This window comes from Streptomyces sp. NPDC049970 (assembly GCF_040660235.1).
GTDB lineage: Bacteria > Actinomycetota > Actinomycetes > Streptomycetales > Streptomycetaceae > Streptomyces.
Genome location: NZ_JBFALP010000003.1, coordinates 270,157 through 291,803, shown reverse-complemented (window position 1 = coordinate 291,803; position 21,647 = coordinate 270,157). Strand labels below are relative to the sequence as shown.

21 protein-coding genes are annotated in these 21,647 nt (G+C 69.7%); 5 read left to right on the top strand and 16 right to left on the bottom strand.

The genetic code is table 11. The features are described 5' to 3' along the window. Positions 1 to 92: 92 nt before the first annotated feature. Entirely contained in the window at positions 93 to 485 is a 393-nt protein-coding gene (locus AB0I83_RS07600) for an SCO5389 family protein (protein ID WP_205022376.1), read from the bottom strand. A gap of 257 nt (positions 486 to 742) precedes the next feature. On the opposite strand from AB0I83_RS07600, the gene nucS reads away from it, so the two are divergent. After that, positions 743 to 1,414 (top strand): endonuclease NucS, encoded by a 672-nt coding sequence (nucS, locus tag AB0I83_RS07595; protein WP_356530893.1) that lies wholly within the window; start codon positions 743 to 745, stop codon positions 1,412 to 1,414. Positions 1,415 to 1,490: 76 nt separating this feature from the next. On the opposite strand, the gene AB0I83_RS07590 is transcribed toward nucS, so the two are convergent. From AB0I83_RS07590 to AB0I83_RS07580, 3 genes are all read right to left on the bottom strand, one after another. Beyond that, positions 1,491 to 3,968, bottom strand: coding sequence for an ATP-binding protein (locus tag AB0I83_RS07590; protein ID WP_363303939.1), 2,478 nt, complete (start codon positions 3,966 to 3,968; stop codon positions 1,491 to 1,493). Between the two features lie 309 nt (positions 3,969 to 4,277). Beyond that, positions 4,278 to 4,601: an STAS domain-containing protein gene (locus tag AB0I83_RS07585; protein ID WP_356530891.1), complete on the bottom strand. Its 324-nt coding sequence runs from the start codon at positions 4,599 to 4,601 to the stop codon at positions 4,278 to 4,280. Between the two features lie 249 nt (positions 4,602 to 4,850). Further along, complete coding sequence (locus AB0I83_RS07580; RefSeq protein ID WP_363303938.1) at positions 4,851 to 5,699, bottom strand: 3-hydroxyacyl-CoA dehydrogenase family protein; 849 nt, start codon at positions 5,697 to 5,699, stop codon at positions 4,851 to 4,853. A 440-nt stretch (positions 5,700 to 6,139) separates the two neighbouring features. Between AB0I83_RS07580 and AB0I83_RS07575 the strand changes: the two genes are divergently transcribed. Then, positions 6,140 to 6,712: a cob(I)yrinic acid a,c-diamide adenosyltransferase gene (locus tag AB0I83_RS07575; RefSeq protein WP_356530889.1), complete on the top strand. Its 573-nt coding sequence runs from the start codon at positions 6,140 to 6,142 to the stop codon at positions 6,710 to 6,712. 25 nt (positions 6,713 to 6,737) lie between these two features. Here the strand turns inward: AB0I83_RS07575 and AB0I83_RS07570 are convergent, their stop codons facing one another. Beyond that, positions 6,738 to 7,295 carry a hypothetical protein gene (locus AB0I83_RS07570; RefSeq protein ID WP_363303937.1) on the bottom strand — a complete coding sequence of 186 codons (558 nt, stop codon included), beginning with the start codon at positions 7,293 to 7,295 and terminating at the stop codon, positions 6,738 to 6,740. A 151-nt stretch (positions 7,296 to 7,446) separates the two neighbouring features. Here AB0I83_RS07570 and AB0I83_RS07565 point away from each other — a divergent pair, with 151 nt between their 5' ends. The 3 genes from AB0I83_RS07565 (at position 7,447) to AB0I83_RS07555 (ending at position 11,343) form a co-directional block, all read left to right on the top strand. Beyond that, on the top strand, positions 7,447 to 8,643 hold the full coding sequence (locus AB0I83_RS07565; RefSeq protein ID WP_363303936.1) for a histidine kinase: 1,197 nt from the start codon (positions 7,447 to 7,449) through the stop codon (positions 8,641 to 8,643). After that, positions 8,640 to 9,290: a response regulator transcription factor gene (locus AB0I83_RS07560; protein WP_356530885.1), complete on the top strand. Its 651-nt coding sequence runs from the start codon at positions 8,640 to 8,642 to the stop codon at positions 9,288 to 9,290. Before AB0I83_RS07565 ends, AB0I83_RS07560 begins: the two co-directional genes overlap by 4 nt. Before the next feature lie 169 nt (positions 9,291 to 9,459). Beyond that, positions 9,460 to 11,343, top strand: a complete 1,884-nt coding sequence (locus AB0I83_RS07555) for a glycoside hydrolase family 18 chitinase (protein WP_363303935.1) — start codon at positions 9,460 to 9,462, stop codon at positions 11,341 to 11,343. A 243-nt stretch (positions 11,344 to 11,586) separates the two neighbouring features. Here AB0I83_RS07555 and AB0I83_RS07550 read toward each other — a convergent pair whose 3' ends face one another. From AB0I83_RS07550 to AB0I83_RS07500, 11 genes are all read right to left on the bottom strand, one after another. Then, entirely contained in the window at positions 11,587 to 12,033 is a 447-nt protein-coding gene (locus tag AB0I83_RS07550; protein WP_356531214.1) for a DUF2550 domain-containing protein, read from the bottom strand. Positions 12,034 to 12,175: 142 nt separating this feature from the next. Beyond that, on the bottom strand, positions 12,176 to 12,550 hold the full coding sequence (locus tag AB0I83_RS07545; protein WP_014154046.1) for a F0F1 ATP synthase subunit epsilon: 375 nt from the start codon (positions 12,548 to 12,550) through the stop codon (positions 12,176 to 12,178). 109 nt (positions 12,551 to 12,659) lie between these two features. Then, the gene (gene atpD / locus AB0I83_RS07540) at positions 12,660 to 14,102 is read right to left on the bottom strand and encodes a F0F1 ATP synthase subunit beta (protein ID WP_356530883.1); all 1,443 of its coding nucleotides are present in this window, start codon (positions 14,100 to 14,102) and stop codon (positions 12,660 to 12,662) included. After that, complete coding sequence (locus tag AB0I83_RS07535) at positions 14,102 to 15,019, bottom strand: F0F1 ATP synthase subunit gamma (RefSeq protein ID WP_356530882.1); 918 nt, start codon at positions 15,017 to 15,019, stop codon at positions 14,102 to 14,104. Before AB0I83_RS07535 ends, atpD begins: the two co-directional genes overlap by 1 nt. A 3-nt stretch (positions 15,020 to 15,022) precedes the next feature. Beyond that, positions 15,023 to 16,594, bottom strand: a complete 1,572-nt coding sequence (atpA, locus tag AB0I83_RS07530; protein WP_356530880.1) for a F0F1 ATP synthase subunit alpha — start codon at positions 16,592 to 16,594, stop codon at positions 15,023 to 15,025. 146 nt (positions 16,595 to 16,740) lie between these two features. Next, complete coding sequence (locus AB0I83_RS07525) at positions 16,741 to 17,556, bottom strand: F0F1 ATP synthase subunit delta (protein ID WP_356530878.1); 816 nt, start codon at positions 17,554 to 17,556, stop codon at positions 16,741 to 16,743. Next, positions 17,553 to 18,098 (bottom strand): F0F1 ATP synthase subunit B, encoded by a 546-nt coding sequence (locus AB0I83_RS07520; RefSeq protein ID WP_356530876.1) that lies wholly within the window; start codon positions 18,096 to 18,098, stop codon positions 17,553 to 17,555. Before AB0I83_RS07520 ends, AB0I83_RS07525 begins: the two co-directional genes overlap by 4 nt. Positions 18,099 to 18,140: 42 nt before the next feature. Further along, the gene (gene atpE, locus AB0I83_RS07515; protein ID WP_014048348.1) at positions 18,141 to 18,386 is read right to left on the bottom strand and encodes an ATP synthase F0 subunit C; all 246 of its coding nucleotides are present in this window, start codon (positions 18,384 to 18,386) and stop codon (positions 18,141 to 18,143) included. Positions 18,387 to 18,460: 74 nt separating this feature from the next. Further along, on the bottom strand, positions 18,461 to 19,276 hold the full coding sequence (atpB, locus tag AB0I83_RS07510) for a F0F1 ATP synthase subunit A (protein ID WP_356530873.1): 816 nt from the start codon (positions 19,274 to 19,276) through the stop codon (positions 18,461 to 18,463). Between the two features lie 222 nt (positions 19,277 to 19,498). After that, on the bottom strand, positions 19,499 to 19,936 hold the full coding sequence (locus AB0I83_RS07505) for a hypothetical protein (protein ID WP_356530871.1): 438 nt from the start codon (positions 19,934 to 19,936) through the stop codon (positions 19,499 to 19,501). A gap of 261 nt (positions 19,937 to 20,197) precedes the next feature. Further along, entirely contained in the window at positions 20,198 to 21,571 is a 1,374-nt protein-coding gene (locus tag AB0I83_RS07500) for an MraY family glycosyltransferase (protein WP_363303933.1), read from the bottom strand. Between the last annotated feature and the right edge of the window lie 76 nt (positions 21,572 to 21,647).

Genomic DNA, 21,647 nt, shown 5'->3' with positions numbered 1-21,647 from the left:
TCACGCTGGTTGTCCCGGTGGTGCGGTGGTACGGGAGCTGCCGCTCCGGAGCCAGTTGCACCTCCCGCGGCCCGAAGCGGCAGCAGAAGCGCTCAGCAGTCCCGGAGTTCGGGCGACTGGTTGAGCAACTGGCCCCTCACCGAGGTGAATCGAGCCAACCGCTCGTCGACCGAGGCGTCCAGCGGGAAAACCGCCAGGCGGTGGCAGTTCTGGAATGCGAGGCGCACTCCGAAGTGCCGCTGCAGTGCGCCGCGTATCGCATCACTCGCGAGCGCGCGCAGCAGCTGACCACGTGCCTGCTCGTCCGGCGGGGGCGTCTGGTTGTCGGCGAACTGTCCGCCGTCGACCTTCAGCTGGGCCACCAGGGAGCTGATCATCTCCCATGCGTAAGGCAGGGAGGTCCGGACGCAGTCGACGAAGTCGGCTTCGTCGACCTCGCCTCGCTCGGCCTGTTCCAACAGCGCCGGTGAGACGTCGAGCGACATGGGTTCTCCTCTCGCGACCCCGACGGGTGGCCGGGGCCTTACGGGCAGGGCAGGGTGGCGACGCTGCGTACACAGACGGCGACCTCCTGCATCCACGGTAAGGGCGCAGTCCGGGCCGCACCAGGAGATTGGGAACACAACCGGCCAATAACGAACGGTCGCAAAGAGGGGCAAGCCCGATGGGCGCCGGTCGACGGGGCACCGGCCGGGGTCCGGGAATCGCGTGGACACCGCGTCGTCGAGTAGCGTTGCCGACCATGCGTCTCGTCATCGCCCGTTGCTCCGTCGACTACGCGGGCCGGCTCACCGCCCACCTGCCCTCCGCCCCCCGTCTGATCCTGGTGAAGGCGGACGGCAGTGTGTCGATCCACGCCGACGACCGGGCGTACAAACCGCTCAACTGGATGTCGCCGCCCTGCACCCTGAAGGAGGGCGCCGACGACAGCGAGGGCGTCTGGACCGTGGTGAACAAGGCGGGCGAAAAACTGATCATCACTATGGAGGAAATCCTCCACGACTCCTCCCATGAGCTGGGTGTCGATCCAGGCCTCATCAAGGACGGTGTGGAGGCGCACCTCCAGGAGTTGCTGGCGGACCGCATCGAGACGATCGGCGAGGGCTACACCCTGATCCGCCGCGAGTACCCGACCGCCATCGGACCGGTCGACATCCTGTGCAGGGACGCGGACGGCGCGACCGTGGCCGTGGAGCTGAAGCGGCGGGGCGACATCGACGGTGTGGAGCAGCTGACCCGCTATCTGGAGCTGCTGAACCGCGATCCCCATCTGGCGCCGGTGCGCGGCGTGTTCGCGGCGCAGGAGATCAAGCCGCAGGCCCGGGTGCTCGCCACGGACCGCGGGATCGGGTGCCTGGTCCTGGACTACAACGCGATGCGCGGCATCGAGGACGACAAGCTGCGGCTCTTCTGACCGGACCGGGGCCGCCCCTGTCCCACGGCCGCCGTACGGACCCCCGTGATCCGGGTCCGTACGGCGGTTTCGCGTCTCAGGCCGTCGTCGGGTCGCTGTCGGCGGTGGCGGAACTCTGTCCGCTCGCCGACGCCCCGGCCGACTCGGCGGGGCCGCCGGCCGAGTCGGAGGTCTCCGGGTCCGTCTCGGTCTCCGTCGGGCTCGGTCCGGGCGAGGTCGGGTCGGGGCTCTCCGTCGGCGGGGTCGTCGGAGCGGTGGGCGTGGGGGTCGGCGGCTTGGTCGGCTTCTTCGTCGGCGACGGGCTGCCCTGCGTGGGCCGTCCGGTGGGGCTGCCGCTCGACGGCGTACCCGTGCCGGGGCTCTTGTCCGGGGCGGAGGTACCCGGGGACGGGCTGCCGCTCGCCGAGGGGGTGGCCGTGCCGGACGGGCTCACGGGCGCGGCGCCGTCGCCGGACGTGCCGCCCTCGGAGGCCGGGTCGTCGGCAGGCTCGTCCGCGGGGTAGCCGTCCTCGCCGTCGTCCTCGCTCGCCGACTGCTCGGTCGTGACGCTCTGGCCCTCCGGGCCCTCGCTCCCCGAGGTCGCGCCCAGAGTCACCACCGTGCCGAGCACCGCGGCCAGCAGTGCTCCGGCGCCGACCGCGACGAGATTGCGCCGGGCGCCCCGGAGCACTCCGGCGCGGGCACCGGCCGTCGCCTTGGGGTACGGCTCCTGACGGGGGATCAGCATGGCGGAGGTGTCCGTCACGCGCGGGAAGAGCGGCAGGACGGCCGGCACTCCGCCGGGCGGCGACGCGGCGTCGCCGGGGCGCGGGGCCGGCATGTCCTCGGCCGCCGGGCCGCCCTCGCTCGGCGCCGGATCGCCGGAGCGGTCGGCGACGAGGGCGAGTGCCCGCCGCCCCGCCACCGCACCGGCCTTGTCGGCGAGGGCTCCGCGCATGCTGATGGAGGTCTCCAACTCGGCCCGGGCCCGGTCCAGGTTTCCGGCGCAGAGCGCGAGAACTCCCAACTCGTGGTGGAAGTAGGCCTCTTCCGCCACCTCACCGGCGATGCGGGCGGCCTCCTGGCCGGTCCTGAGCGCCTTCTCCCACGCACCCCACTGCATCCCCGCCGCGAAGGCCGGAGCGGCACTGCGGGCCAGCAGGACGGCAACGCTGGCCTGCCCCGCCTGCTCGCCGGGGACGAGGCGGGCCATCGAGCCGAGGACGGCGTCCGCCTCGGCGACGGCCCGTTCGGGGGTGACGGAGGGGTGCCCCGACCACCAGGTGTAGTGCTGGGCGGCACTGCGGGCGTGCGCGTCGGCGGTCTCGGCGTATCCGCTCGCCTCCAGCTGGGCCATGACCCCGGCGGCCAGCCGGTAGCGCGGCCCGGCCGGGGAGAGCAGTCCGCTGCGGTGCAGCTCGCCCAGCGCGGCATCGGCGTGGGTGTCGCCCACGAGGGCCGGCAGGTGCGCCTGGTGGGGCACCTCGCCGCCGAGCGCGACGGCGAAGCGCAGGGTGTCGCGGGCGGCCTCGCTCAGCCGGGAGGCGAGCAGCGCCGCGGGAGCGGCGCCTTCACCCAGGCTGGGCAGGGGCGTGGCCATCGGTCCGGCCGTGCCGAAGGGGGGTACGTCTGCGGGGTCGTCGTCGGTGTCGACGGCCTCCGGGCCGGTACGCAGCTCGTCGCGCTGTCGGAGCAGGGCCCCGGCCTGGACGAAGCGCAGGGGCAGCCCCTGGGACTCGAACCAGAGGTCTCCCGCCCAGTTCGCCTCCTCGTCGGTGAGTTCGCGCTCCACGACCTGCTCCAGGAGCTCGATCGAGGCGCTGCGGCCGAGACCGGTGAGGAGTACCTCCTCGATGCCGGAGTCGGCGCCCGGCTCGGGCACCTCGGGGGTCGCCCCGAAAAGGAACGCGCACTCGGGTGTCGCGTCGAGCAGTTCCTGGAGCGGAGCGCCGCCGAACTCCAGGTCGTCGAGGACGACGACGGCGCCGACCCCCTGGACGAGCGCGAGGAGCCCCTCGCGGTCGGGGCGGTGCAGCGGGGCCCTGTAGACGGCCTCGAACAGCGCGTGGAGCAGGTCCGCGACGGTCCTCTTGTGGCCGGAGAGCCGTACGACCCCGTCCGGCGCGAGGGAGGCGCAGTCGGCCGCCACGGCGTCGAGAAGGGCCGTACGCCCGGATCCTGCCGGTCCGGTGAGACGGACCGAGCGCCCGCGGGCGAGGAGCCGCACGAGCCGTTCACGGTCCTCCTGGCGCTCCAGGAGCGGGAGCTGGGGCGCGGGTGGTCCTGCCGGGACGGGCGGCGCGGCGGCGCGCTCGCGGTCCACACGCTGCGCGGCGGTGTGCCGTACCGGCGCGGCCGGCCGCTCGCCCGGCCGGCAGGGTTCGATCTCGCTGCCGTCGACCGGGTTGACGGTGAGCAGGAGGTCGCCCGATATCAGCTGCACCGTGCGGGACTGCTGCGGCGTCTGGTGCCCGAAGTCGGGTGTCAGCGGGTCGCGGGACTGGCGTCGTGGCACGGTGTCGTCACCGGACCTGTCATGGCCGTAGTCCTCCGGTCCCGGGTTGTTCGGGTCCATCGTCAAAGCCCCCAAGAAGCGCAGCGCGCGGTTGCCCCTCCGGCCTCGCACGCCCGCTTCGGTTCGTTCCGGTCCGGTGTCCGCCAGTGGGTCCTCGTCGAACGGCAGACGGCCGAACCCTAAACCTTCGCACAGTATCCACGAACCGGCGGGGGGCCGCGCCGCCCACGACGTCACATTCTCGTGAGGATTGTGCGCAAATAGCCGTCCGGACACGCGGCTTCGCCCGTACGTCCGGCCGTGTCCGCCCGCCCGGCACTCCCCCGCACGGGGCTCCGCGGGTGGGGCGTTCCGGGGACGCCCGGCGCGCTACACGCGTGGCAGCGACTCCGCCGCGATTCCGCCCTCGATCGCCAGGATCCTGTGCAGTCTCGTCGCGACCAGCAGGCGCTGCATCTGCGGGGGCACTCCACGCAGCACCAGCCGCCGGCCGGCTCGGCCGGCCCTGCGGTGCGCACCCATGATGACGCCGAGTCCGGTGGCGTCCCACGAGTCCAGCTCGGTCAGGTTCAGCACGAGATCGCCGACTCCGTCGTCGACGGCCGAATGCAGGACCGTACGGGCGTCCGCCGCGCTTCGCACGTCGAGGCGGCCCCCGACGGCCAGCTCGTCGTGGTCGCCCCTGATGTGCATATGCGCTCCCCGGAAGTTCTCCGTAGCAAGGTCGGTCTGTCTGAATTCTTCTCTTTCTGCCTCTGCCACAACTGACTGCCGCAGCGACAGGGAAGTTGCCGTCCGTGAGCGAACCGATACCGAATTCACCCCGAGGGGTGAAGAAGGTCCGCCGGCACCCACCGGATCCGGCCGCCGGACCGTCCGGCGGCCCCCGGGTTCCGGAGTCCGGCCGACGGTGCTCCGGACGGTCCGGGGGGCCGGTCCTGATCAGTAGGTGTAGAAGCCCTGCCCGCTCTTGCGGCCGATGTCACCTGCGTCGACCATCCGGCGCATCAGCTCCGGAGCGGCGAACTTCTCGTCCTGCGACTCGGTGTAGATGTTGCCCGTGGCGTGCAGGAGGATGTCGACGCCGGTCATGTCGGCCGTGGCGAGGGGGCCCATGGCGTGGCCGAAGCCCAGCTTGCAGGCGGTGTCGATGTCCTCGGCCGAGGCCACGCCCGACTCGTACAGCTTGGCGGCCTCGACGACGAGCGCCGAGATCAGCCGGGTGGTGACGAAGCCCGCGACGTCGCGGTTGACGACGATGCAGGTCTTGCCGACCGACTCGGCGAACTCCCGTGCGGTGGCGAGGGTTTCGTCGCTGGTCTTGTAGCCGCGCACCAGCTCGCAGAGCTGCATCATCGGCACCGGCGAGAAGAAGTGCACGCCGACGACCCGCTCCGGGTGCTCCGTCACGGCCGCGATCTTGGTGATCGGGATGGCGGAGGTGTTTGAGGCGAGCACGGCGTCCTCGCGGACGACCTTGTCGAGAGCCCGGAAGATCTCGTGCTTGACCTCGAGCTTCTCGAACACGGCCTCGACGACGACGTCGGCGTCGGCCACGGCGTCGAGGTCGGTGGTCGTGGTGATCCTGGCGAGCGCGGCTTCGGCGTCGGCCGCCTCCAACCTGCCCTTGGAGACGAACTTGCCGTAGCTCGCCTCGATGCCGGCGCGTCCACGCGCCAGGGCCTCGTCGGTGACATCGCGCAGCACGACGTCCCAGCCCGCCTGGGCGGAGACCTGCGCGATACCGGACCCCATGAGTCCGGCGCCGATGACGGCGAGCTTCCTGGCCACGTTCGCACCCCTATGCATAGTCAGTCGTTCTCAGGCTCTCCGGCGGAGGTTAGTACCCGTGAGGGGCCGTGAGGCCGTGAAGAGATGCGCGTCACGTCTCACATGACGGACATCACACCGCACGGTGTCACGCGGCGGCGCGCCGCGCGTAGTTGACGACCTACCGGCCGAGGAGGCCCTCGATGCCCTCGATGCCCTCGGCCGCCCAGGGCCGGTTCGGTCGCGCGTGCGGCCGAACCGGCCGCCGGCCCAGGCCTCGGCGACCTGCTCGACCTGCGGACGGCGGCGCTCCCCGGCGTCCGGCGCCGCCGCGACCGCGGGGTTCGTACGCCACCGCGCACCTGCCGTACGGGACCTCGTGGCGCTCGTGCTCGGGTTCCCGGCTGTGACGGCCGGCACGAGTGTCCCCCGCGGGGCCGAGGCGTAACTACGCTGGGCCCATGGTCAATCTGACGCGCATCTACACCCGTACCGGCGACAAGGGCACCACCGCCCTCGGTGACATGAGCCGGACCGCCAAGACCGATCTGCGGATCTCGGCGTACGCCGACGCCAACGAGGCCAACGCCGTCATCGGTACGGCCGTCGCCCTCGGGAACCTCTCCGAGGACGTGGTGAAGGTCCTCGTCCGCGTGCAGAACGACCTGTTCGACGTGGGCGCGGACCTGTCGACTCCCGTGGTCCAGGACCCGCAGTACCCGCCGCTGCGGGTGGAGCAGTCCTACGTCGACAAGCTGGAGGCGGACTGCGACAGCTTCCTGGAGGACCTGGAGAAGCTGCGCAGCTTCATCCTTCCGGGCGGTACGGCGGGCGCGGCGCTGCTGCACCAGGCCTGCACGGTGGTCCGCCGCGCCGAGCGGTCCACCTGGGCGGCGCTGGAGGTGCACGGCGAGGTCATGAACCCGCTGACCGCCACCTACCTCAACCGTCTCTCCGACCTCCTGTTCATCCTCGCCAGGACGGCGAACAAGGAGGTCGGGGACGTGCTGTGGGTGCCGGGCGGCGAGCGCTGAGCCGGCGGCAGGCCGCGGAGCCTCCTCAGCGGCCTGCCCCCACCCGGTTCTTCGGCTCCTGCTTGGGTGCGACGGTGTAGCCCACGGCGATGACCAGGTTGATCCCGGTCAGCCAGAGCATCTTCTGCTGCCACATCCGCAGTGAGCCGACGTCCCCGTCCCCGCCGACGTACCAGACCGCCGCCTGGAGCAGGGCCATGGCCGTGACCGCGGCCACGATCCAGCGGGCGGCGGTGCGCCACTCGTGGGCGGCCCGTGCCATCCCGTACTTCGGGGGCTTCACCGGCGGCGGTCCGCCGGCGAAGCGGTGGGCGACCCTGGCGTCGACCCACTTGACGGTGGAGTGGCCGAGTCCCACGGTGAAGCCGATGTAGACGGCCGCCAGGCCGTGCTTCCAGTCCGGCGCGGCGCCGTTCTTCAGGTCGATGGCCGTCACCACCAGCAGGACGACCTCCAGCACCGGCTCGCACAGCAGCACGGCCGCGCCCAGCCGGGGTCTCCTCGCGACGTACCGAAGCGCGAGCCCGGCGGCCAGCAGGACCCAGAAGCCGACCTCGCAGAGCACGATCAGTGTGACGATCACGGGACTTCTCCTTCCGGTCCCTTTCAGACTCCCGCCCGCCGAGGGCCGGATCGTCGTCACCAGTGACGAATCACGACTGCATCCTTCGATGTAGCCGCGCCTCACCCCGTGTACGGACGCGACGCCGGCCCGTGCCGTGTTGGATGGCCGTGTGCTCATCTCTCCGCGGCCGCACCGCCACGACGTACTGATCGCGGTCATCGGCCTGTCGGGCGGGCTGCTGCTCTGGGCGGTCGGCCTGCACACCCAGGGCGGCCGTGTGGTCGCCGCCCACCAGGCCGCGCTCGTGCCGCTCGCGGTGACGGCCGGTGCCGAGCTGCTGCGCCGCACCCGCCCCCAGGCAGCACTGGCGACCGGCACGCTCGCGTTGGTCGCGGACCAGCTGACGACGGGCAGCCTGGCGACCGTCGTGATGTACACCGATCTGATGTACGCGGCCGTGGTGTACGGCAGTCCGGTCACGGCCCGGCGGATCCCGGTGGCCACGTTCCTCGTCACCGTCGCCGTCTCCGTCGGCTTCTTCGCCTGGTACCGCACCCCCGAAGCCCTGGTGATCGCCGTGGCGGCCGGGCTGGTCCTCTTCGTCCCCGCCCTGACCGGTGCCGGCGTGCGCAACCACCGCGACGCGGCGGAGGCGGCCAGGCTGCGCGCCGACCAGACCGCTCTGCTGGCCGAGATGGACCGGGTCCAGGCGGTGAACGCCGAACGGTCCCGGATGGCACGCGAGTTGCACGACATGGTCGCCAACCACCTGTCCGCGATAGCCATCCACTCCACCGCCGCGCTCTCCATCGATGAACCGGACACCTCCCGTGAGGCCCTCGGGGTGATCCGGCGGAACAGCGTCGACGGGCTGGCCGAGATGCGACGGCTGATCGGGCTGCTGCGGGAGAGCGGCGCGAACGGACCGCCGGGCGCGGCACCCACCCTCGCCTCCGTCGACGTCCTCGTCGCGCAGGCCGGCGCGAACTCCGCGTCCAGCGGGCTCACCGTCAGCCTGGACGACGGCCGCGGGGAGTCCGGGCCGCTGCCCGCACCGGTGGAGCTGGCGGCGTACCGCATCGTCCAGGAGGCGCTGACGAACGCCCTGAAGCACGCGGCGCCCGGCCCGGTGACGGTTCGGCTGGGGCGGTCGCCCACGGTGCTCACGGTGGAGGTGAGCAGCGTGTTCGGCGACCGGCCGGGACCGCGGGCGCCCGGTTCGGGGGCCGGTCTGGTGGGAATGCGGGAGCGGGTGGCGCTGCTGGGCGGGACGATCGGGGCGGGGCCCGGGCCCCGGGGCGACGGCGTGGAGATCTGGCTGGTGCGGGCCGAACTGCCCGTCGGGGAGAGGAAGTGGCACACATGACGATCCGGGTACTGGTAGCCGAGGACCAGTCGGCCGTGCGGGCGGGCCTGGTCCTGATCCTGGGCAGCGCGCCGGACATCGAGGTCGTCGGTGAGGCGGCGGACGGCGAGGCGGCCGTGCGCCTCGCCCGTGAACTGCGCCCGGACCTCGTGCTGATGGACGTGCAGATGCCCCGGCTCGACGGGGTGTCGGCGACACGGCTGGTCGTGGCGGAGCAGCTGGCGGACGTCCTGGTGCTGACGACGTTCGACCTGGACGAGTACGTCTTCGGCGCCCTGCGCGCGGGCGCTTCTGGCTTCCTGCTGAAGAACACCGAGGCCGAGGACCTGCTGGACGCCGTACGCACGGTGGCGCGCGGCGAGGGTCTGATCGCCCCGGCCGTGACGCGCCGGCTGATCGAGGAGTTCGCCGGGGCCACCTCACCGCGCGGGGCGGACGGGCCGGGACGCGAGGTGCTGGACGCGCTGACGCGCAGGGAGCGGGAGGTGCTGGGCTGTATCGGTGGAGGGCTGTCGAACGCGGAGATCGCGGGGCGGCTCTCGATGGCGGAGGCCACGGTCAAAACACACGTCAGCCGCCTGCTGGGAAAGCTGGCGCTGCGCAGCCGGGTGCAAGCGGCAGTGCTCGCGCAGGAGTTGGGGCTCTGAGGACATCCGTGGAAACTTTGGTCTGGACCTCTTGACGATTGGTCCAGACCTTCCTAATCTCACCGGACACACTGCGGTGAGTACGCCATGAAAAGCGGGCTCAGGGCGACGCAGGGTTTGCAGTCCCACGGACCATCCCCGTTAGCCGTACCTCACCCGAGGAGCACCGTTGAGCACTGACAATCCCCTACGCGGATCCGGACTCAGATGGAGACGCGGAACCGGCCCGACCACCCGGTCGAAGGCGGTCGCGGGCCTCACCGCGCTGCTGCTGCCGCTCGCCGCGATGGTGGGCCTGGCCTCACCCGCCGAGGCCGCCACCTCCGCGACCGCCACCTACGTCAAGAAGTCGGACTGGGGCAGCGGCTTCGAGGGCCAGTGGACGGTGAAGAACACCGGCACCACCGCCCTCTCATCCTGGACGATCGAGTGGGACTTCCCCTCAGGCACCGCGGCCGGCTCCGCCTGGGACGCCACCGTCACCAGCTCCGGAAACCACTGGACCGCGAAGAACCTCGGCTGGAACGGCACCGTCGCCCCGGGCGCCAGTGTCAGTTTCGGCTTCAACGGCACCGGCACCGGCTCCCCCGCCGGCTGCAAGCTGAACGGCGCCTCCTGTGACGGCGGCGGCAGCGTCCCCGGCGACAACGCCCCGTCGAAGCCCGGCACCCCGACCGCGAGCAACGTGACGGACACCTCGGCGAAGCTCAGCTGGGCCGCCGCCACGGACGACAAGGGCATCAAGAACTACGACGTCCTGCGCGACGGCGCCAAGGTCGCGACCGTCACCACGACGACGTACACCGACAGCGGCCTCACCAAGGGCACCGACTACTCGTACACGGTGCAGGCCCGCGACACCGCCGACCAGACCGGCCCGGTCAGCGCCTCGGTGGCCGTGCGCACCACCGGGACCACCGACCCGGGCCCCGGCACCGGCGACAAGGTCAACCTCGGCTACTTCACCGAGTGGGGCGTCTACGGGCGCAACTACCACGTCAAGAACCTGGTGACCTCGGGCTCCGCCGCGAAGATCACGCACATCAACTACGCCTTCGGCAACGTCCAGAACGGCAAGTGCACCATCGGTGACTCCTACGCCGACTACGACAAGGCCTACACCGCCGACCAGTCGGTCGACGGCGTCGCCGACACGTGGGACCAGCCGCTGCGCGGCAACTTCAACCAGCTGCGCAAGCTGAAGGCCAAGTACCCGCACATCAAGGTCCTCTGGTCGTTCGGTGGCTGGACCTGGTCCGGTGGCTTCCCGCAGGCCGCCCAGAACCCCGCCGCCTTCGCCCAGTCCTGCTACGACCTGGTCGAGGACCCCCGCTGGGCCGATGTCTTCGACGGCATCGACATCGACTGGGAGTACCCCAACGCCTGTGGTCTCACCTGTGACACCAGCGGCCCGGCAGCACTGAAGAACGTCGCCTCCGCCCTGCGGACGAAGTTCGGCGCCAACAACCTGGTCACCGCGGCGATCACCGCGGACGGCTCGACGGGCGGCAAGATCGACGCGGCCGACTACGCCGGCGCCGCCCAGTCCATGAACTGGTACAACGTGATGACGTACGACTTCTTCGGCGCCTTCGCACCCAAGGGCCCGACGGCCCCGCACTCGCCGCTGACCTCGTACACCGGCATCCCGCAGGAGGGCTTCAACTCCGCCGCCGCCATCGCAAAGCTGAAGGCACAGGGCGTCCCGGCCTCGAAGCTGCTCCTGGGCATCGGCTTCTACGGCCGCGGCTGGACCGGCGTCACCCAGTCCGCCCCCGGCGGCACCGCGACCGGTGCGGCCCCGGGCACCTACGAGGCGGGCAACGAGGACTACAAGGTCCTCAAGAACACCTGCCCCGCCACCGGCACGATCGCCGGCACGGCGTACGCCCACTGCGGCACCAACTGGTGGAGCTACGACACCCCGGCGACGATCACGTCCAAGATGGCCTGGGCGAACAGCCAGGGTCTCGGCGGGGCGTTCTTCTGGGAGTTCAGCGGTGACACCGCGAACGGTGAGCTCGTGACCGCGATGGACAACGGCCTCAACTAGCGGCCCCGCAGGAGCCTCGAGCCACCCCCCACGAGGCCGCACCACCCCGGAAAAAGCGCCGGGGAGACAGGTCCGCCCCCTGTCTCCCCGGTTTTCGTATGCTCTGCGGCCCCTCAGAGCCCGGTACTCACCAGGACTCCGTCCGAGGGGACCGGCGACCGCCAGCTACAGCCCCTGCTCAGCCGTGTTCGGCCCTCCCCCGGACTCCGTCCGGGAGGACCCCCAACCAGCGAGCACCCCTGTTCAGGCCACATTGACTCGCTGGCCGGGCGGTGCCGCTTCCAGCCAGGCGAGGAAGCCGGTCAGGGCGTCCTCGCTCATCGCCAGCTCCAGGCGGGTACCCCGGTGGAGGCAGCCGAGCACGACGGAATCCGACAGGAGCGCCAGCTCCTCCTCGCCCTCGGGCAGCCGGCGCGCGACCACCTCGATGGCGGAGCGCTCCAGCCCGCGGCGCGGACGGGGCGAGTAGGAGAAGACCCGGAACCAGTCGACGCGGTCACCGCTGTACCGGGCGACGCCGTACACCCAGCCCTTGCCGGACGGGTCGGGCTCCGGCGGGATGTCCCAGCGCAGACTGCAGTCGAAGGTGCCGCCGGAGCGCTGGATCAGCCGCCTGCGCAGACCGAAGACGAACAGACCCACCGCGACCAGCACGACGACCAGGCCGCCCAGCCACAACGCGAGGACCATCTCCACCGACCTCCTCGCATCGTCGAGTAACGAACACCGAACCGAGCCATACCGGACCGCACCTGCATCGCCTCAGCCGCGACACGGTCTGGATCTCTCCAGCTCGGGCCGCGGCTGAGTCAAAAACTCCTCGTGGGGGCGCTCAGTGCGCCGCCACCGCACGCAGTCGCACGTCCGCGCGGCGCTCGGCGCCGGCGTCCGTGTCGGACTTCGCACGCTCCAGCGCGCGCTCGGCGCGCTGGACGTCGATCTCGTCGGCAAGCTCAGCGATCTCCGCAAGCAGCGAGAGCTTGTTGTCCGCGAACGAGATGAAACCGCCGTGCACAGCGGCGACGACAGTCCCGCCGTCGCTCGTACGGATCGTCACGGGGCCCGATTCCAGCACACCCAGGAGCGGCTGGTGACCGGGCATGACGCCGATGTCGCCGGACGTGGTACGTGCGACAACGAGGGTGGCCTCGCCGGACCAGACACTGCGGTCCGCGGCGACCAGCTCGACATGCAGCTCAGCAGCCAAGGGTGGCTCCTCGGGTCACCACCCGGCGGTCGTGCCGGGTGTCGGTTCGATTCTACGGGGCGTGGTGAGGGGGGCGGGACACACCCACCCCCCTCGGTGAGCCGGAGGCTCAGGAGACGCCGAGCTCCTTGGCGTTGGCCTTGAGGTCCTCGATGCCACCGCACATGAAGAACGCCTGCTCGGGGAAGTGGTCGTACTCCCCGTCACAGATCGCGTTGAACGCGGCGATCGACTCGTCGAGCGGGACGTCCGAACCGTCCAGGCCGGTGAACTGCTTGGCGGCGTGGGTGTTCTGCGACAGGAAGCGCTCGACGCGACGGGCACGGTGGACGACGAGCTTGTCCTCCTCGCCCAGCTCGTCGATACCGAGGATCGCGATGATGTCCTGGAGGTCCTTGTACTTCTGCAGGATCCCCTTGACGCGGCTGGCCGTGTCGTAGTGGTCCTGCGCGATGTAACGCGGGTCCAGGATGCGGGACGTGGAGTCCAGCGGGTCCACGGCCGGGTAGATGCCCTTCTCGGAGATCGGACGGGAGAGAACCGTCGTCGCGTCGAGGTGGGCGAACGTGGTGGCCGGGGCCGGGTCGGTCAGGTCGTCCGCGGGGACGTAGATCGCCTGCATCGAGGTGATCGAGTGACCACGCGTCGAGGTGATGCGCTCCTGGAGCACACCCATCTCGTCGGCCAGGGTCGGCTGGTAACCCACTGCGGACGGCATACGGCCGAGCAGCGTGGAGACCTCGGAACCGGCCTGCGTGAAGCGGAAGATGTTGTCGATGAAGAGCAGCACGTCCTGCTTCTGCACATCGCGGAAGTACTCCGCCATGGTCAGGGCGGACAGCGCGACCCGCAGACGGGTGCCCGGCGGCTCGTCCATCTGGCCGAAGACCAGCGCGGTCTTCTCCAGGACGCCCGAGTCGGTCATCTCGTCGATGAGGTCGTTGCCCTCACGGGTGCGCTCGCCGACACCGGCGAACACCGACACACCGTCGTGCAGCTTCGCCACACGCATGATCATTTCCTGGATGAGGACCGTCTTGCCGACGCCCGCACCACCGAACAGACCGATCTTGCCGCCCTTGACGTACGGGGTCAGCAGGTCGACGACCTTCAGGCCGGTCTCGAACATCTCGGTCTTGGACTCGAGCTGGTCGAAGGCCGGGGCCTTGCGGTGGATCGGCCAGCGCTCGGTGATCTGCGCCTCGGCCTCCGGCTCGTTCAGGATCTGGCCGAGGGTGTTGAACACCTTGCCCTTGGTGATGTCACCGACCGGGACGGTGATACCCGTGCCCGTGTTGGTCACCGGGGCCTGGCGGACCACACCGTCGGTGGGCTGCATCGAGATCGCGCGGACCATGCCGTCACCCAGGTGCTGGGCGACCTCGAGGGTCAGCGTCTTACGAGCGCCGGCCTCGGCCGGGTCGTCGACCTCGATGTGCAGGGCGTTGTAGATCTCCGGCATCGCGTCGACGGGGAACTCCACGTCGACGACCGGGCCGATGACCCGGGCGACGCGGCCCGTGGCAGCGGCCGTCTCAACTGTCGTCGTCATTACTTGTCACTCCCCGCGGACGCGTCGGCCAGCGCACCTGCACCGCCGACGATCTCGCTGATTTCCTGGGTGATTTCGGCCTGGCGGGCCGCGTTGGCAAGCCGGGAGAGACTCTTGATCAGGTCCCCGGCGTTGTCGGTCGCCGACTTCATCGCACGGCGGCGGGCGGCGTGCTCGGAAGCGGCGGCCTGCAGCAGTGCGTTGTAGATGCGGCTCTCGACGTAGCGCGGCAGAAGGGCGTCGAGGACGTCCTCGGCCGACGGCTCGAAGTCGAACAGCGGAAGGATCTCGCCCTTCTCGGTGCTCTCCTGCGCGACCTCGTCGAGCGAGAGCGGCAGCATCCGGCCGTCGACCGCGTTCTGCGTCATCATCGACACGAACTCCGTGAAGACGATGTGCAGCTCGTCGACGCCGCCCTCGGCCGTGTCCTTCTGGATGGACGCGATGAGGGGCTCGGCGATCTTCTTGGCATCCGAGTACTCGGGGCTGTCGGTGAACCCGGTCCACGACTCCGAGACCTTGCGCTCGCGGAAGCCGTAGTAGGCGACACCCTTGCGGCCGACGATGTAGGTGTCGACCTCCTTGCCCTCGGCCGCCAGCCGCTCCCTCAGCCGCTCCGCCGCCTTGATGGCGTTGGAGGAGTAGCCGCCGGCCAGACCGCGGTCGCTCGTGAGGAGCAGGACCGCCGCCCGGGCCGGGGACTCGGCCTCGGTGGTGAGCGGATGGTTGGTGTTCGAGCCGGTCGCCACCGCGGTCACCGCACGGGTGAGCTCGGTCGCGTACGGCATCGACGCCGTCACCTTGCGCTGCGCCTTGACGATGCGCGAGGCGGCGATCATCTCCATCGCCTTGGTGATCTTCTTGGTCGCGGTGACGGCTTGGATGCGGCGCTTGTAAACGCGAAGCTGAGCGCCCATCGATCAGCCCTCGCCCAGGAGCTTGCCGTCCGAGGTCTCGAACTGCTGCTTGAAGGCGGCGATCGCGTCGGCGATCGACTGCAGCGTGTCGTCGGACATCTTGCCGCCCTCGGCGATGCTGGTCAGGAGGTCCTTGCGCTCACGGCGCAGGTACTCCAGCAGCTCACCCTCGAAGCGGCGGATGTCCTCGACCGGGACGTCGTCCATCTTGCCCGTGGTGCCGGCCCAGACGGAGACGACCTGCTCCTCCATCGGGAACGGTGCGTACTGCGGCTGCTTCAGCAGCTCGACCATGCGCTTACCGCGCTCCAGCGACGCCTTGGAAGCCGCGTCCAGGTCGGAACCGAAGGCGGCGAACGCCTCCAGCTCGCGGAACTGGGCGAGGTCCACGCGCAGTCGGCCGGAGACCTGCTTCATGGCCTTGTGCTGGGCGGAGCCACCGACTCGGGAGACCGAGATACCGACGTTGAGCGCCGGACGCTGACCCGCGTTGAACAGGTCGGACTCCAGGAAGCACTGGCCGTCGGTGATGGAGATGACGTTGGTCGGGATGAACGCCGACACGTCGTTCGCCTTGGTCTCGACGATCGGGAGGCCCGTCATCGAACCGGCGCCCATGTCGTCGGAGAGCTTGGCGCAGCGCTCCAGCAGACGCGAGTGCAGGTAGAAGACGTCGCCCGGGTAGGCCTCGCGGCCCGGCGGACGGCGCAGCAGAAGCGACACGGCGCGGTAGGCGTCGGCCTGCTTCGAGAGGTCGTCGAAGATGATGAGGACGTGCTTGCCGTCGTACATCCAGTGCTGGCCGATGGCCGAACCGGTGTACGGCGCCAGGTACTTGAAGCCGGCCGGGTCGGACGCCGGGGCGGCGACGATCGTCGTGTACTCGAGCGCGCCGGCCTCTTCGAGGGCACCGCGCACGGAGGCGATGGTGGAGCCCTTCTGACCGATGGCGACGTAGATGCAGCGCACCTGCTTGTTCACGTCGCCCGAGCGCCAGTTGTCGCGCTGGTTGATGATCGTGTCGACGGCCAGAGCGGTCTTACCCGTCTGGCGGTCGCCGATGATCAGCTGACGCTGGCCGCGGCCGATCGGCACCATGGCGTCGACGGCCTTGTAGCCGGTCTGCATCGGCTCGTGCACCGACTTGCGGACCATGACGCCAGGGGCCTGCAGCTCGAGGGCGCGACGGCCTTCGGTCGCGATCTCGCCGAGACCGTCGATCGGGTTGCCGAGCGGGTCGACGACGCGGCCGAGGTAGCCCTCGCCTACGCCGACGGAGAGCACCTCACCGGTGCGCTGCACCGGCTGGCCCTCCTCGATTCCGCTGAACTCGCCGAGGACGATCGCACCGATCTCGCGCTCCTCGAGGTTGAGGGCGAGACCGAGGGTTCCGTCCTCGAACTTCAGCAGCTCGTTCGCCATGGCGGAGGGAAGACCCTCCACCTTCGCGATGCCGTCGCCGGCAACGCTGACCGTTCCGACCTCCTCGCGCGAGGCCGCGTCCGGCTGGTACGACTGGACAAAGTTATCCAGTGCGTCCCGGATCTCCTCCGGCCGGATCGTGAGCTCCGCCATCTGGGTTCCCTGCTCTCCTTGTTGGGCCCGAAGTTTCTTAAGGGGGTCTGGGGGCGACCCCCAGGAATCTTCTGCAATTTCTGCACGGCCCAACCGGGCCGCTGTTCTTGCTCGTTCAGTTGGTGCTGTGCGGGCGCTGCGCGCTGTCAGCCGGCCATCCTGCGGGTGACCTCTTCGAGGCGCTCCGCGATCGTGCCGTTGATGACCTCGTCACCGACGCGCACCGAGATCCCGCCGAGGACCTCGGGGTCCACGTCCAGGTTCAGGTGCATCTGACGGCCGTAGATCTTCGCCAGCGCGGCGCCGAGGCGCTGCTTCTGGTGGTCGGACAGCGGCACCGCAGAGGTGACGACGGCGACCATGCGGTCCCGGCGCTCCGCGGCGAGCCTGGACAGGGAGTCGAGTCCCGTCTCCAGGCTACGTCCTCGGGGCTGGGTCACGAGGCGCGTGATCACGCGCTCGGTGACCGGCTGGGCCTTGCCGCCGAGCAGGCCGTGGAGCAGCCCGCTCTTGGCGGAGGCCGGAGCCGCCTTGTCGGTCAGGGCCGAGCGCAGTGCCACGTCGGAGGCGACGATCCGGCCGAACCGGAACAGCTCGTCCTCGACGTCGTCGAGCGCACCCGCGCGCTGGGCCGCGGTGAGGTCTGCGGTGTTCGCCAGTTCCTCGACCGAGTCGACCAGGTCACGCGACTGCGACCAGCGTGAGCGGACCATGCCGGAGACCAGGTCCACGGCTTCGCCGCCCACCTGACCGCGCAGCAGTCGTCCGGCCAGCTCGGCCTTGGCCTCGCCGCCCTGCGACGGGTCGGTGAGGACCCGGCGCAGCGACACCTCGCGGTGGAGCAGCGCGGTGACGGCTGCCAGCTCCTCGGCGAGCTTCGCCGCGTCGACCGACGTGGAGTCGGTCAGTGCGTCGAGACGCTCGCGTGCGGCAGCCAGTGCCTCGCGGCTTGCTCCGTTCATCGGACGGCCTCGGCCTTCGCCTCGAGCTCGTCGAGGAAACGGTCGACGGTGCCACTCTGCCGGGCGTGGTCCTCGAGGGACTCGCCGACGAGCTTGCCGGCCAGGGCGGTGGCGAGGGAGCCCACGTCCTGACGCAGCGCGGACGCCGCGGCCTTGCGGTCGGCCTCGATCTGGGTGTGGCCGGCGGCGATGATCTCCTCGCGCTGCCGCTGACCCTCCGCCCTCATCTCCTGGATGATGACGGCACCCTGCTCCTGCGCCTCCTGGCGCAGGCGGGCGGCCTCGTGACGGGCCTCGGCGAGCTGAGCCTTGTACTGCTCAAGAACGCTCTGGGCCTCGGTCTGGGCCGCATCGGCCTTCTCGATACCGCCTTCGATGGCCTCGCGGCGCTCTTCCAGAACCTTGTTGATGTTCGGGAGGAGCTTCTTGGCGAGGAAGCCGAAGACGATGGCGAAGGCGATCAGGCCGATGATGATCTCAGGGATCGCCGGGAGCAGCGGGTTCTGGATCTCTTCCTCGGCCGCCAGCTGTAGGGCGTTCACATCAATGCCTTTCGTCGCATCGGGCAGTCGGAATGCCGCGACTTAGTCGACCGGGTAGACGAAGGGCATGACGAGACCGATCAGGGCGAGCGCCTCACAGAGGACGAAGCCGAGGATCTGGTTCGAGCGGATCAGGCCGGCAGCCTCGGGCTGACGGGCCAGCGCCTGGGTGCCGTTACCGAAGATGATGCCGACGCCGACGCCGGGGCCGATCGCGGCCAGGCCGTAGCCGATGGAACCGAGGTTGCCCGTGATGTTGACGGCGGCGAGGGTCTCAAGAGCGGACATGCCGTTTCTTCCTTCTCTTTCAGAACCGGTGGGGGTTGGCCACCGGACGACTATCGGGGGTGGTGCCGGGCTGCTCAGTGCTCCTTGGCGAGAGCGCCCTGGATGTAGTTGCAGGCCAGAAGGACGAACACGTAGGCCTGCAGCGCCTGGATGAACAGTTCGAAGGCGGTCATCAGGATGGTCATCACGAACGAGACACCCGCGTACGCGATGCCGATGCCGTTCAGCAGGTACCAGCTGGCGATCGTGAAGATCAGCAGCAGCACGTGGCCGGCGAACATGTTGGCGAAGAGTCGCACGGCGTGGGTGAACGGCCGGATCAGGAGGTTCGACATGATCTCGATGAGCATGACGAACGGGAGAGCCGGGCCGATCGACGGGTCGTAGCCGGAGATGTTCTTCCAGCCGCCGACGAAGCCGTGCCGCTTGAAGGTCAGGCTGACCCACAGGATGTACACGATCGCGGCCAGCGCCACCGGGAACCCGATGACCGAGACCACCGGGAACTGGGCGAGCGGAATGATCGCCCAGAGGTTCATGATCCAGATGAAGAAGAACAGCGAGACCATGAGGGGCACGTACTTCTTGCCCTCGCGCTTGCCGAGCGTCTCGTACACCACACCGGTGCGGATGAAGTCGTAACCCGCCTCGGCGACCATCTGGAGCTTTCCGGGCACCACCTTCGGCTTGTTGAAAGCCGCCCAGAAGAAGCCGACGACGACAACGGTGCTCAGGACCGCCAGCAGCATCGGCTTGTTGATCTCGATGCCGCCGACGGTGAACATCGGCTCGAAAACAAAGGAGTGCAGGCCAGGAGCCGGGAAGCCGCATCCGTCGAAGATGTGGCAGTCGGTCTCGAAGGCGAGCACCGTCGTCGGGTCAGCACTCACCGCGGGCTCCTTCAGCGTGGCGCATAGGTACGGCAACCTCGTTGTGTCGGCGCGGCAAGCAGCCGCTGGTCGGCACTGGACTGGTGTTACGGATGGGGGGCGGCTCAGGCATTACGCCTCGAGATGCAGCAGGCGCCGATTTTGATGCCCTCGCCCGCAGTGCCGCAGTTGGCACCGGACGATAGCAGGGTCTCGAACGCTCGCTTATCCCGGCCCTACCCCTCACGTCGAGGACCCCATGTTCTCGGGCTTCCTGCCCGCGGACGAGTCCGGCTCGACGTAGAGGATCTTGGTCGTCATGTGAACACGGATCTGCGCCGCGACCCACACGAGCGTCGCGACCATCACCGATGCGGCGAAGGCCCGCGGGTTGAAGAGCGTCGTGTTCTTGAACGCGGCCACGAAGACGAAGAGCAGCAGGAGTTCGGTCGTGTAGAGCAGGAGCCCCATCGACTGGAACAGATGCGGCATGGACTTCGCGGTGCGCTGCAGAACACCGAGACCGATCCCCATGAAGAGGATCACCACCAGCGCCCCGGCCGCCGCGCCGATCGCTCCCTTGCCGCCGGCGAGCGCAGCGCTGACGGCAACGGTGACGACACCGGCGGCAGCAGTGGGCACGGCGGTGTGGAGGAGAGTCCGGACGTCGTTGGACGGCATGGCGGTTACTCCGCTTTGCAGGGGGTGGTCAGTGGTCGTCAGGGACGAGCGTAGGCCCGGTCCGAGTCGATGCTTCGGGCCAATGGACCGTGCTACTCAGGTCCTTCGGCTCCGTCACCGGGTTCGTGAACGGTATCACAAACTATTTGATGAGGTCTTTACTCAGAAAGTGTGCCAGCTGTCACACTTGAGAGTTACTTCGCGCGTGTGTGCAGAACATCACGGCGCATTGTCTGGTATTGGGCTTCCGCGTCCGATCCTCTAGCGCGACGAGTCGGCGCGGTCCCGATCCGGGAAGCGCGAACGGGGGCCGATCGCGGTCGCTCCGTTGACGCCGGACACACCGACCGCCGCCGGGGGCCGTTCAGGGGTCCGGGAGGCCATCTGCGAGTCCTCCGAACCGTGTTGGCCCTCCGGGGTGCCGTCGGCGTCCTCGTAGTCGTGGCCCGCGCGCCTGCGGCGCCGGTAGCGCGGCGGCACGAAGGCCTCCGCCCAGCGCGGGGCGCGCGGGGTGAAGCGCGGCATGAGCAGGAGGACCAGGCCGACGGCGCTCAGGCCGACGATGACCAGCACGATCCAGAGCGACGCGGAGTGCACGGAGTACCCGACGGCGCCGAACGCGATGAGCGCGGACCAGAAGTACATGATCAGCACGGACCTGCTGTGCGAGTGCCCGATCTCCAACAGCCGGTGGTGCAGGTGCCCGCGGTCGGCCGCGAACGGCGACTGGCCGTTCCAGGTGCGGCGCACGATGGCGAGGATCAGGTCCGCCGCCGGGATCGCGATGATCGTCAGGGGCAGCAGCAGCGGGATGAAGACCGGGAGCATCGCGTGGGTCGCCTGGCGCTCGCTGCCCTCGAAGAGCTTCATGGTGTCCGGGTCGACCTGACCGGTGACGGAGATCGCGCCGGCGGCCAGCACGAGACCGATCAGCATCGACCCGGAGTCCCCCATGAAGATCCGGGCGGGGTGCATGTTGTGCGGCAAGAAGCCGAGGCACATGCCCATCAGGATCGCGGCGAAGAGCGTCGCGGGGGCGGCTGCCTCGATCCCGTACCCGTACCAGAGGCGGTAGGTGTACAGGAAGAACGCCGCGGACGCGATGCACACCATGCCGGCGGCGAGGCCGTCCAGGCCGTCCACGAAGTTGACCGCGTTGATGGTGATCACGACCAGGGCGACCGTGAGCAGGGTGCCCTGCCACTGGGTGAGCGCGACCGTGCCGACACCGGGGATGGGCAGCCACAGGATCGTCAGGCCCTGGATGACCATGACCGCGGCGGCGATCATCTGTCCGCCGAGTTTGATCAGCGCGTCGATCTCGAACTTGTCGTCCAGGACGCCGATCAGCCAGATCATCGCCGCACCGGAGAGCAGCGCCCTGGGTTCGTTGGAGAGTTCGAAGACGCTGTTCAGGTTGAACAGGTGGTCCGCGACGATCAGCCCCGCGCACAGTCCGCCGAACATGGCGATGCCACCGAGCCGGGGTGTCGGTTCTCGGTGCACGTCACGCGCACGGATCGCGGGCATCGCCCCGATCGCGATGGCGAACTTACGCACAGGTCCGGTCAGCAGATAGGTAACCGCTGCCGTGACACAGAGCGTCAGCAGGTAATCACGCACGGGCTGCCCCACAGATTTCGCCGGCCGTCTCAGCCCCACACCCTAGTCTCAAGAGCGAGGACACCGAGCCACGGGTGTTGGTTGCACA

Coding starts and splice junctions, on each gene's coding strand:
- atpD (WP_356530883.1), bottom strand. CDS start 14,102: ATGACGACGACAGTTGAGACGGCCGCTGCCACGGGCCGCGTCGCCCGG.
- atpA (WP_356530880.1), bottom strand. CDS start 16,594: ATGGCGGAGCTCACGATCCGGCCGGAGGAGATCCGGGACGCACTGGAT.
- AB0I83_RS07550 (WP_356531214.1), bottom strand. CDS start 12,033: ATGGTCCTCGCGTTGTGGCTGGGCGGCCTGGTCGTCGTGCTGGTCGCG.
- atpE (WP_014048348.1), bottom strand. CDS start 18,386: ATGTCCGCTCTTGAGACCCTCGCCGCCGTCAACATCACGGGCAACCTC.
- AB0I83_RS07585 (WP_356530891.1), bottom strand. CDS start 4,601: ATGCACATCAGGGGCGACCACGACGAGCTGGCCGTCGGGGGCCGCCTC.
- AB0I83_RS07560 (WP_356530885.1), top strand. CDS start 8,640: ATGACGATCCGGGTACTGGTAGCCGAGGACCAGTCGGCCGTGCGGGCG.
- AB0I83_RS07535 (WP_356530882.1), bottom strand. CDS start 15,019: ATGGGCGCTCAGCTTCGCGTTTACAAGCGCCGCATCCAAGCCGTCACC.
- AB0I83_RS07590 (WP_363303939.1), bottom strand. CDS start 3,968: ATGGACCCGAACAACCCGGGACCGGAGGACTACGGCCATGACAGGTCC.
- AB0I83_RS07505 (WP_356530871.1), bottom strand. CDS start 19,936: ATGCCGTCCAACGACGTCCGGACTCTCCTCCACACCGCCGTGCCCACT.
- AB0I83_RS07600 (WP_205022376.1), bottom strand. CDS start 485: ATGTCGCTCGACGTCTCACCGGCGCTGTTGGAACAGGCCGAGCGAGGC.
- AB0I83_RS07525 (WP_356530878.1), bottom strand. CDS start 17,556: ATGAACGGAGCAAGCCGCGAGGCACTGGCTGCCGCACGCGAGCGTCTC.
- nucS (WP_356530893.1), top strand. CDS start 743: ATGCGTCTCGTCATCGCCCGTTGCTCCGTCGACTACGCGGGCCGGCTC.
- AB0I83_RS07575 (WP_356530889.1), top strand. CDS start 6,140: ATGGTCAATCTGACGCGCATCTACACCCGTACCGGCGACAAGGGCACC.